Source organism: Rhodanobacter sp. 7MK24 (genome assembly GCF_014842995.1).
Taxonomy (GTDB): domain Bacteria; phylum Pseudomonadota; class Gammaproteobacteria; order Xanthomonadales; family Rhodanobacteraceae; genus Rhodanobacter_A.
In genome coordinates this window covers 19,567-30,299 of sequence record NZ_JACYXL010000018.1, presented here as the reverse complement: position 1 = coordinate 30,299, position 10,733 = coordinate 19,567, and the positions used below count along the sequence as shown (strand labels likewise).

The window sequence follows — 10,733 nt, the reverse complement described above, 5'->3', positions numbered from 1 at the left end:
CTCAGCCACCTTCGCGCCGGCCTCGACCTCCTTGAGGATCCGGACGATCTGTTCCTCGCTGAACTTCGACTTCTTCATGCAGAGCTCCTTGGTGGGGAAACTCTACTTCCGACTGGCTCGAATCAACGAGGACGCTTCACCCGCTTTCCGACTTCCATGGTCTCTACGGTCCCATCGTTATTCAAAGAGGGCGGTGTGCTTATTGCCCGCGATGCTTCAAGGACGATCTGGAAGCGGGGCGCGTTCCCTACTTTCGAATGGACTGGGGTGGCTTTTTTGTAAGCACATGCTGGGCTCACGGTTCACTTCTTCTGCCATGGCATGCGACCAGCGGCCAAGGACTGCGTCGACTACCCAAGACATGGCTCTACGGCTTGAAGAAGGTTCGAGACGATGTTCCGGACTTTTTTGAGGCTCACCTGAGGCTGCTGGAGCGCTTCGAACGGGGCGCGATCCAGGTCTACGGCGGGCTTGATCCAAGAACGGTTACCGAGCGTCTTGCCAGGTTGCAATCGGCGGTGGAGAAGCGGAGCGCAGAGTCCACACCCATTTATCCCAAGGCGAAAGATCCACAGCTGCGCCTGCGACGTATTGCCTACGAGGTGGCGACGTTGGCGGCTGGGGAGTTGTGGGGGGTGGGGCCCCATGGCCTGGGTGTTAATCGGTTGGCCATCGAGCCTGAGTCCTACGAATTGGTGGAGGTGCCAAGCAAGCCTCAGGTTTGGCTCCGTTCTATGCATGCGCTGCGTCGAGTGGTCGATCTGAACTGGCGGCGCACGTTTCTCTGGGTGGTCGCGATGAGCCTAGGAGGCTCCGAGGAGTTTGGAGCGTTGCTCAGTCCCGCCGGTGACTACCAACCCTGGCGACGATGGTGGAACGAATGTCTCATACCGGCGGTGGGTGAGACCTATCGTGGGCGCTTCGAAGGTGCGATGGATCGTTTGAACAACCGTCTGGACGGTAAGGGGCGCCATGGCCTTGGTGGTCCTTCTCTCGCCGAAAAGTTTCGGCACAGACCTGGCTTGCATTTGTTAATAAAATCAGAAAGATAGAGATTTTTGCCGTTGGGTTGACACTCGAACTGACGCAATTACGCGTTACTGACATCGATAGGGTTACTGACTGACATCGTTAAGTGACCTCGACAGCAGGATGGACAAGCGGCTCATATTTCTGTACGATTCGGTTCACTAAAGACCGTGAACTATTCGCGGCTTTAGCACTCCAACCACCAGAGTGCTAACCTGAAGTCCTTGTACTGGAGGTTTTCCATGTCCCAAGCCTTGGCGACCATCCCCTCGACGCTGCCCAGTGTGGTCGGAAGCCTGGATGCCTATATCTCGGCCGTGCACCGTATTCCGGTGCTGAGCCAGGATGAGGAGCAGGATCTGTCGCGCCGCTACAACGCACAGGAAGATCTGTCGGCGGCGAAGAAGCTGGTGATGTCGCACCTGCGTTTCGTAGTGCACGTGGCGCGTGGCTATTCCGGCTACGGCCTGCAGCTTTCCGACCTGATCCAGGAAGGAAACATCGGTCTGATGAAGGCGGTGAAGCGTTTCGACCCCGACCAGGGTGTGCGCCTGGTCAGCTTCGCGGTGCACTGGATCCGCGCCGAAATGCACGAGTTCATCCTGAAGAACTGGCGCATCGTGAAGGTCGCCACCACCAAGGCGCAGCGCAAGCTGTTCTTCAACCTGCGCAAGAGCAAGAAGCGCCTGGGCTGGATGAATGCCGAGGAAGTGCGCACGGTGGCGAAGGATCTGGGCGTGCCCGAGGCCACGGTGCGCGAGATGGAGTCGCGCCTGTCCGGTCGCGACATCGGTTTCGAAGCCCCGGCGGATGCCGAGGACGACGCCAAGCCGGCACCCGAGGCCTTCCTGGTCGACGAAGGTGCCGATCCCTACGACAACATCGCCGATGCCGACCAGAGCGACAACCAGCTCAATACCTTGTCGAGCGCACTGCAGAACCTGGACGAGCGTTCGCGCCACATCATCCAGCGCCGCTGGCTGGACGAGGACAAGGCCACGCTGCAGGAGCTGGCTGACGAGTACGGTGTGTCCGCCGAGCGCATCCGCCAGGTCGAGGCGAACGCGATGAAGAAGATGCGCGGGCTGTTCGCGGCCTGAGTGTCGAAGCGCCAAAATCGGTGCGCAGCAGCAAACGGCCTCTGCACGAGGCCGTTTGCCGTTTGAGGCCTGCCCCATGACACGGGAACCCACGATGCCCCGCATCCTGGTCATCGAAGACGACGAAGTCACCGCGCGCGAGATCGTCACGGAGCTCGCCGCGCACGGCATGGTGGCGGACTGGGCTGCCACCGGCTGTGCGGGCCTTGAGCAAGCCCTGGCCGGTGGCTACGACCTCGTTACGCTGGACCGCATGCTGCCGGGCCTGAGCGGCATCGACGTCATCACCGCGCTGCGCGAGCGCCGCGTCGAGACGCCGGTGCTGATGATCAGCGCGTTGAGCGAAGTGGACGAGCGCGTGCGCGGCCTGCGCGCGGGCGGTGACGACTACCTCACCAAGCCGTTCGCGCCGGACGAGATGGCGGCAAGGGTCGAAGTGCTGTTGCGGCGGCATCAGCCGCAGGCGGAGAATCGCCTGCGCGTCGCCGACCTCGAGCTCGATCTCGTCCGGCACGTCGCCTGGCGCGGCGCCCAGACTCTCTCGCTCTTGCCCACGGAATACCGGCTGCTGGAGTTCCTCATGCGCAATTCCGGCCAAGTGCTGACCCGCACGATGATCTTCGAGCATGTGTGGGGCTTCCATTTCGATCCGGGCACCAACGTGATCGACGTGCACATCGGCCGCCTGCGCCGCAAGATCGACGTCGCGGGCCTGCCCGCCTTGATCCACACCGTGCGTGGCTCGGGATACCGCCTTGCGCCCGCTGATTGACGTCTGGCGCGCCGCCACCTCGCGCCTGATCCTGATCTATGGCGCGCTGTTCGTGGTGTGGAGCGTGGTGCTGCTGGGCGCGATCCAGTGGGAAAGCTCGCGCTACCTCACCCACGTGCTCGACCAGATCGTGTCGCAGCGCATGCAGTACCTCGTGCAGATGGATATGGAGCATCTGCCGCAGGCGGTGGACGCCGCAGGCACGCTCGATCCGCACGGCATCATGTCGGCCGGACTGTTCGACGCGCGGGGCAGGCCGCTGGCCGGCAACATGGCCAGCTTGCCGCAGGGTCTGGTCGCGGACGGCAAGCTGCATCCGTTGCCCAAGGGCGTGGTGCGCATCGATCGCCTGCGCAGCGACATCAGCGCGCGTGCGATGGCGCAGCGGCTGGCGCATGGCGAATTGCTGGTGCTGGCCAAGGACACCAGCACGATCGACGGGCTGGGCGCGATCATTCGCCGCACCCTGCTGTGGGGCCTGTCGCTGACGGTGATCCCGGGCCTGCTCGGCGGCCTGCTGCTCAGTCGTGGTCCGGTGCGGCGTATCCGCGAAATCCAGCTGGCCACCGAGCCGATCCAGCGTGGCGACCTCACCAAGCGCCTGCCGGTAAGCCGGCGTGGCGACGAGCTGGACGTGCTCGCCGGCATCGTCAACACCATGCTGGGGGAAATCGAACGCCTGATGGGCGAGGTGAAGGGTGTCTGCGACAACATCGCGCACGACCTGCGTACGCCGCTGACGCGCCTGCGCGCGCGGCTCTACCGTGCCCAGCAGCAGTTGGACGGACGGTCCGAGGCGGTGCTGGTGGAGGCCTGCGTGGCCGACATCGATGCGGTGCTGACGCGTTTCCGCGCCCTGTTGCGGGTATCCGAACTGGAAGATCGCCATCGCAGTGCCTGCTTTAGCGAGGTCGATCTGGAGCGCGTGCTGCACCAGGTGCATGACTTCTACGCGCCGCTGGCCGAAGACCGCGACCTGCGCTTCCTGCTGGAACTGGCTCCGCTGGTCCCCTTGCGCGGCGATGCGCACCTCCTGTTCGAGGCGTTCGCCAACCTGGTCGGCAATGCGATCAAGTTCACTCCCGCCGGTGGCCGCGTGCTGCTGCGTGCGCGGATGGAGCGCAGCGGTCCCCGCGTGGACGTGCTGGATGGCGGCCCCGGCATCCCGGCCGGCGAGCGCGATGCGGTGACGAGGCGCTTCTACCGTGGCGACAACAGCCGCAGCACGCCGGGCTCGGGACTGGGCCTCAGCATTGTCAGTGCCATCGTGCGCCTGCATGGCTACGTGCTTGAGATCGGCGACGGTGAGGATGGTGGCGCGTGCATCAGCATGCATTGCCTGACGGAGGCGACGGTCGAGGCGGCCTAAGGCCTGTTTGCGGTTTCCATCTGATCGCTTCCCCTGATGAGGGACTCCGGGCCGTTGCAAGGTACAAATTACGAGGCAGCTTCGGACGCTTGCTGGCGCCCGGGTTCCTTACCCTTTGCTTGCCCATGCCACCGCAGGAGCGGTGGCGAACGGCGAAGCCGGCCCGAAGAGCGGAAGGCAGGATGGCCGGAGTAAAGATGAAGTAACCCAGAGAAGGGTTGGTTCAATCCGCCAGAACTTGGAAGCGCATTGTGTCGAGGATTTGCGGCCGCTCCCGCTCATGTGATGTGACTGGTGGCGCGGTCCCGCCATGCCGTATCTGGAAACGGATGACCTTCCCGCTTGCCATTCCTGCGCAGGCCGGAGGAGCTTCACAACGGCGAAGCGGCTCATCCAGTAGCCATAGGGCCTGAAACGAGCCTGATCGCTGGGGCGCCGCGCCGCCGGGCGTCCTGCACGGGGAGAGCCGGATGCCTCGCCTTGCCCAGGTGTTCCTCCCCTGTGCGGGAATAGGACGCGGCCTACATGAAATTATCTTCATGCAGCCAGGCGCGCCCCACGGTGGACTGCGTGGGAAAATTACCGCGACGCAACATCGGCACTTGGAATCCCCTGCATGCTAGATCTAGTCCGGATCGCGCTTTCGCGACCGTATACCTTTGTCGTCCTCGCTTTGCTCACGCTCATCACCGGCTCGCTCGCCGCCATGCGCATGCCGGTGGACATCTTCCCGAGCATCAACATCCCGGTGATCGCGGTGGCCTGGCAGTACACCGGTCTGCCGCCCAACCAGATGGCGAACCGCATCGACACGCCGTTCGAGCGCGCGCTCACCACCACGGTGGACGACATCGAGCATATCGAGGCGAATTCGTACAACACGTTCGGCATCGTCAAGATTTTCTTCCACCCGGGCGCCAACATCGCCATCGCCAACGCGCAGGTCACCGCATTCGCGCAGACCATGCTCAAGCAGATGCCGCCGGGCGCCACGCCGCCGCTGATCCTCAACTACAGCGCCTCGACCGTGCCCATCATCCAGCTGGCGTTGTCGGGCAAGGGCCTCAACGAACAGAACCTGACCGACATCGGCATCAACCAGGTACGCACCCGGCTGGTGACGGTGGAGGGCGCCGGTGTCCCGTATCCGTTCGGCGGCAGGACGCCGCAGGTGATGTTCGACCTCGACCCTGCCGCATTGCAGGCGCGTGGGCTCACCGGCAACGACGTCGCCAATGCGCTGGCGGCGCAGAACGTGATCACGCCGGTGGGCACGCAGAAAGTCGGCGACAGCGAGTACGTGGTCAACCTCAATAACGCGCCATCGGGGCTGGAAGACCTCGCCAACCTGCCGATCAAGTCGGTGAACGGTGCGATGGTGTACATGCGCGACGTCGCCAACGTGCATTTCGGCAGCGCGGTGCAGACCAACATGGTGCACGTGGACGGCAGCCGCTCGCTCCTGCTCAGCGTGTTCAAGACCGGTGCCACCTCCACGCTGGACATCATCAGCGGCATCAAGAAGATGCTGGAAGTGCTCAAGCCCACCTTGCCCGATGCATTGCAGATCAAGCCGGTAGGCGACCAGTCGGTGTTCGTCACTGCGGCGGTGACCGGCGTGATCCGCGAAGGCGTGATCGCGGCGGCGCTGACCAGCCTGATGATCCTGCTGTTCCTCGGCAGCTGGCGCTCGACGGTGATCATCGCCGTGTCGATCCCGCTGGCGGTGCTGGGCTCGGTGGCCATCCTGTCGGCGTTGGGCGAGACGCTCAACATCATGACGCTGGGAGGCCTGGCGCTGGCGGTGGGCATCCTGGTGGACGACGCCACGGTGACCATCGAAAACATCAACTGGCATCTCGAGCACGGCAAGGACGTGGAGACAGCGATCATGGACGGCGCGGCGCAGATCGTGACGCCGGCCTTCGTATCGCTGCTGTGCATCTGCATCGTGTTCGTGCCGATGTACTTCCTGCAGGGCGTGGCGCGCTATCTGTTCGTGCCGATGGCGGAAGCGGTGATGTTCGCGATGGTGTGCTCGTTCATCCTGTCGCGCACGCTGGTGCCGACGATGGCGAATTACCTGCTGAAGGCCCATGCGCCCGGTGTCGGCGCGCATGGCGACGACAGCACGCACGCGCCGTCGCGCAACCCGCTGGTGCGTTTCCAGCGCGGTTTCGAGGCGGGCTTCGAAAAGATTCGCGCCGGTTACCACGGCATGCTCGGTCTGGCGTTGGATCATCGGCGCGTGTTCGTGATGGGCTTCCTCGCGTTCGTGGTGCTGTCGTTCGGACTGGCGCCGTTCCTGGGGCGCAACTTCTTCCCGTCGGTGGATGCCGGCCAGATGCTGATCCACGTGCGCGTGCGCGTCGGCACGCGCCTGGAAGACACCGCCGCGCAGTTCAGCCGTATCGAGCAATCCATCCGCCAGATCATCCCGTCGAAGGACCTGGAGACGATGGCCGACAGCATCGGCGCGCCCTTCCTGTCCTCGATCAACACGATCTACAACAACACCGGCACGATCGGCGAGGAGGACGGCGACATCCAGATCGCGTTGCGCGAAGGCCATGCGCCCACCGACGATTACGTGAAGCGCCTGCGCGAGGAACTGCCGAAACGCTTCCCCGGCGTGACGTTCGCCTTCCTGCCGGCCGACATCGTCAGCCAGATCCTCAACTTCGGCTCGCCCGCACCGATCGAATTGCAGGTGCGCGGTCGTGACATGCCGGCGGATTTCGCCTATGCGAACAAGCTGCTGGCACAGATTCGACGTGTTACCGGCGTGGCCGACGCGCGCATCCAGCAGTCGCAGTCGCTGCCCACGGTGGACGTGAATGTCGACCGCGCGCGCGCGCAATACACCGGCACCACGCCGCGCGATGTCACCAACAGCATGGTGGTGAATCTCGCCGGCAGCAGCCAGGTGGCGCCAACCTACTGGCTCAACCCGAAGAACGGCATCACCTATCCCATCGTGATGCAGACGCCGCAGTACCGGATGGACACCTCCGCCGCGCTGGCCGACATGCCGGTGAACGCCGCGGGCAGCCCGACCACCGTGCTCGGCGGCATCGCCGACATCAAGTACGGCCGCGCCGACGCGGTGGTGTCGGAATACGACATCCAGCCGATGGTGCAGATCTTCGCCAGCACGCAGGGGCGCGACCTCGGCGCGGTGGCGGCGGACATCCAGAAGATCATCGCCGCCAACGCCAAGGATGCGCCCAAGGGCTCCACCGTGGTGCTGCGTGGCCAGGTGCAGACGATGAACAGCGCGTTCTCCGGCCTGCTGTTCGGCCTGCTCGGCGCGATCGTGCTGATCTACTTCCTGATCGTGGTGAACTTCCAGTCCTGGGCCGATCCGTTCGTGATCATCACCGCCTTGCCTGCCGCGCTGGCCGGTATCGTGTGGATACTGTTCGCTACGCATACCACGTTGTCGGTACCGGCACTCACCGGCGCGATCATGTGCATGGGCGTGGCCACGGCCAACTCGATCCTGGTGGTGAGCTTCTGCCGCGAGCGCCTGCACGAACACGGCGACGCCGCACGCGCAGCGCTGGAAGCGGGCTTCACCCGCTTCCGACCGGTCTGCATGACCGCGCTGGCGATGGTCATCGGCATGCTGCCGATGGCGCTGGCGCTGGGCGAGGGCGGCGAGCAGAACGCGCCGCTGGGCCGCGCGGTGATCGGCGGCCTGGTGTTCGCCACGGTGTCCACCCTGTTCTTCGTCCCTGTCGTGTTCAGCATCATCCATCGGCGCTACGGCGAAAAGCATGCGCCGCAAGGTCATCCCGGAGTCACCCATGTCCCAGCTTGATCCGCACACCCAGCCACACGCCGCGCCACGCCATCTGCGCGCGACCGGTATCGCCGCCGCCGTGGTGGCCGCGGTCATCGTCGTCTACGGTCTGGCCAGCCGCGCCCATGGCACGTCGCAGATGCGCGACTGGACGCAGCAGCAGGCGCTGCCGGTGGTCGCGCTGGTTCAGCCGGAGTCGGCGACGGGCCAGCCCACCCTGCAGTTGCCCGGTCGCCTGCAGGCTTTCGTGAGCGCGCCCATCTACGCGCGCGTTTCCGGTTACCTCAAGAGCTGGAACACCGATATCGGCGCCCACGTGAAGAAGGGCGACCTGCTCGGCACCATCGAAACGCCGGACGTCGACCAGCAGCTCGCGCAGGCGCAAGCCAGCCTGGGCGTGGCGCAGGCCAACGCGCGGCTGGCGCAGATCAGCGCCAAGCGCTGGCAGGCGATGGCCGGCACCGACGCGGTCGCGCAGCAGGACATCGACCAGCGGACCAGCGCGCTTAACGCGGCCGAGGCGCAGGTGAAGGCGGCGCAGGCGCAGGTCGACCAGCTGCAGGTGGAAAAAGGCTTCGCCAGGCTCGTCGCGCCGTTCGACGGCACCGTCACCGCGCGCGATACCGATGTTGGCGCGTTGATCAACGTGGGTAGCGGTGCCGGTCCCGAACTGTTCGTGGTCTCTGACACCAGCAAGCTGCGCCTTTACGTCAACGTGCCGCAGAACTACGTGCCGCAGGTGCCCAAGGGCACGCGCGCGGTGCTGCGCGTGCCGGAGCACCCAGGTCAGACCTACACCGCTACCGTGCTCGATTCGGCGGGGTCGGTGAACGCTTCCAGCGGCACTACGCTGATGCAGTTGCTGGTCGACAACAGCAAGGGCGAGCTGATGCCCGGCGGCTTCGCCAGCGTGGACCTGGACCTAGGCACGATGCACAACGAACTGAGCGTGCCGTCCAGCGCGTTGGTCTTCAACGGCAACGGCATGCGGGTGGCCACGCTCGGCGCCGGCGATCGCGTCACGTTCAAGCAGGTGAACGTGCTGCGCGACGACGGCAAGCGCGCGGTGATCGGTTCCGGCCTTGCGCCCGGCGACAAAGTGATCGACAGCCCGCCCGACGGGATCGATACGGGCGACCAGGTGCGCGTGGCCGACCAGCAGACCAAGGCGGACGAACCCCATGCGAAGGGCTGACCGCTTCCTGCTCGCGTTGCCGGTGGCCGTGGTGCTGGCTGGCTGCAACCTGGCGCCGGCCTACAAGGTGCCGGCCACGCCGGTCGCCGAGCAGTACAAGGACATCGGTCCATGGGTGCAGGCGCAGCCAGCCGACCAGTTGCCGCGCACGGACTGGTGGTCGTCGTACGGCGACCACCAGCTCGACCAGCTGCAGCAACGCCTGCTCGCCCACAACGCTGACCTTGCCGCCGCGCTGGCGCATTACCGGCAGGCACAGGCGCTGTTCCGCGAAGCGCGCTCCGGCTACTTCCCGCAGATCGGTGCGAGCGCGGGCGCTGTGCGCCAGCGCCAGTCGGACACCGCACCGATGCGCAGCCCCACGGCGCCAGCGGATTACGACACCTACACGGCGGGCGCCCAGCTCAGCTATGAAGTGGATCTGTGGGGTCATGTGCGCGACACCGTCGCAGCCGGCAGGGACGAAGCGCAGGCCACCGCGGCCGACCTCGCTTCCGTGCAACTCAGCCTGCAGGCGCAGCTCGCCGACGATTATCTGGCGTTGCGCGGTCTCGACCAGCAGCTGCAATTGCTGCAGCAAAGCGTCGACGCCTACCGGAAGGCGCTGCAACTCACGCAGACGCTGCACAGTGGCGGCATCGTCTCCGGCCTGGACGTGGCGCGCGCGCAGACGCAGCTGTCCACGGTGAAGTCGCAGTGGGCGCAGACCGCGGCACAGCGTGCGGAAATGCAGGACGCGATTGCGGTGCTGGTGGGCGAGTCCGCCTCGCAGTTCACCCTGCCGTCGCAGACCGCGGCTGTCCCGCTGCCGCCGATTCCGCTGGCCGTGCCATCGACCCTGTTGCAGCGGCGCCCCGACATCGCCGCCGCCGAACGCCGCACCGCCGAAGCGAACGCCGAGATCGGCGTGGCGCGCTCGGCCTATTTTCCCTCGCTGACGCTGGACGCGCAGGGCGGCTTCCTCAGCAAACGCTACGCCGACCTGCTCACCGCGCCCAACCATGTCTGGGCGCTCGGCCCGTCGCTGCTGTTCGACCTGTTCGACGGCGGCATGCGCAAGGCGCAGGTCGCGGCCGCCAAGGCCGCGGCGGACGAAGCCGGTGCGAAGTACCGCGGTGTGGTGCTGGGCGCGTTTCAGCAGGTGGAGGACAACCTTGCTCTGCTTGACCGCCTCAGTGCGGCCATGGTCGATCAGCAGGCCGCTGCCGTCGCGGCGCAGCACGCGCTGGATCTGGCGATGAAACAGTACAAGGTCGGTGCCGCCAGCTACCTCGACGTGGTGCAGTCGCAGACCGCGGCCCTGCAGGCGCAAAGCAGTGTGTTGAACCTGGGTACGCAACAGCTTCGCGCCAGCGTGCAGCTCATCCGTGCACTGGGTGGCGGCTGGTCGCGCGAGCAGTTGGCACAAAAGCCCGCGCACGACGGCAATACGACTGCAGGCGGTTGATGCCAGCGGGCAGGTG

General features: G+C 65.4%; 8 protein-coding genes. All 8 read left to right on the top strand.

Annotation, left to right across the window (positions count from 1 at the left end):
* Positions 1-282: hypothetical protein (locus IHE49_RS18555; protein WP_225578559.1), on the top strand; the 282-nt coding region annotated here is incomplete at its 5' end.
* Positions 283-374: 92 nt separating this feature from the next.
* Entirely contained in the window at positions 375-1,052 is a 678-nt protein-coding gene (locus IHE49_RS18155; protein WP_192160602.1) for a hypothetical protein, read from the top strand.
* A gap of 219 nt (positions 1,053-1,271) precedes the next feature.
* Positions 1,272-2,129, top strand: a complete 858-nt coding sequence (gene rpoH, locus IHE49_RS18150; protein WP_192160600.1) for an RNA polymerase sigma factor RpoH — start codon at positions 1,272-1,274, stop codon at positions 2,127-2,129.
* A 94-nt stretch (positions 2,130-2,223) separates the two neighbouring features.
* Positions 2,224-2,901, top strand: a complete 678-nt coding sequence (locus IHE49_RS18145; protein WP_192160598.1) for a response regulator transcription factor — start codon at positions 2,224-2,226, stop codon at positions 2,899-2,901.
* A complete protein-coding gene (locus IHE49_RS18140; protein ID WP_225578558.1) occupies positions 2,885-4,270 on the top strand; it encodes a HAMP domain-containing sensor histidine kinase in 1,386 nt (461 codons plus the stop codon). The genes IHE49_RS18145 and IHE49_RS18140 overlap by 17 nt, the downstream gene beginning before the upstream one ends.
* A 616-nt stretch (positions 4,271-4,886) precedes the next feature.
* Entirely contained in the window at positions 4,887-8,093 is a 3,207-nt protein-coding gene (locus IHE49_RS18135) for an efflux RND transporter permease subunit (RefSeq protein WP_192160595.1), read from the top strand.
* On the top strand, positions 8,080-9,270 hold the full coding sequence (locus IHE49_RS18130) for an efflux RND transporter periplasmic adaptor subunit (RefSeq protein ID WP_192160593.1): 1,191 nt from the start codon (positions 8,080-8,082) through the stop codon (positions 9,268-9,270). The genes IHE49_RS18135 and IHE49_RS18130 overlap by 14 nt, the downstream gene beginning before the upstream one ends.
* Positions 9,257-10,717 carry an efflux transporter outer membrane subunit gene (locus IHE49_RS18125; RefSeq protein ID WP_192160591.1) on the top strand — a complete coding sequence of 487 codons (1,461 nt, stop codon included), beginning with the start codon at positions 9,257-9,259 and terminating at the stop codon, positions 10,715-10,717. The genes IHE49_RS18130 and IHE49_RS18125 overlap by 14 nt, the downstream gene beginning before the upstream one ends.
* Positions 10,718-10,733 lie beyond the last annotated feature (16 nt).

What these genes read in the sequence shown, in the direction of transcription:
- rpoH (WP_192160600.1), top strand. Translation starts at nt 1,272, where the DNA reads ATGTCCCAAGCCTTGGCGACCATCCCCTCGACGCTGCCCAGTGTGGTC.
- IHE49_RS18145 (WP_192160598.1), top strand. Translation starts at nt 2,224, where the DNA reads ATGCCCCGCATCCTGGTCATCGAAGACGACGAAGTCACCGCGCGCGAG.
- IHE49_RS18135 (WP_192160595.1), top strand. Translation starts at nt 4,887, where the DNA reads ATGCTAGATCTAGTCCGGATCGCGCTTTCGCGACCGTATACCTTTGTC.
- IHE49_RS18130 (WP_192160593.1), top strand. Translation starts at nt 8,080, where the DNA reads ATGTCCCAGCTTGATCCGCACACCCAGCCACACGCCGCGCCACGCCAT.
- IHE49_RS18125 (WP_192160591.1), top strand. Translation starts at nt 9,257, where the DNA reads ATGCGAAGGGCTGACCGCTTCCTGCTCGCGTTGCCGGTGGCCGTGGTG.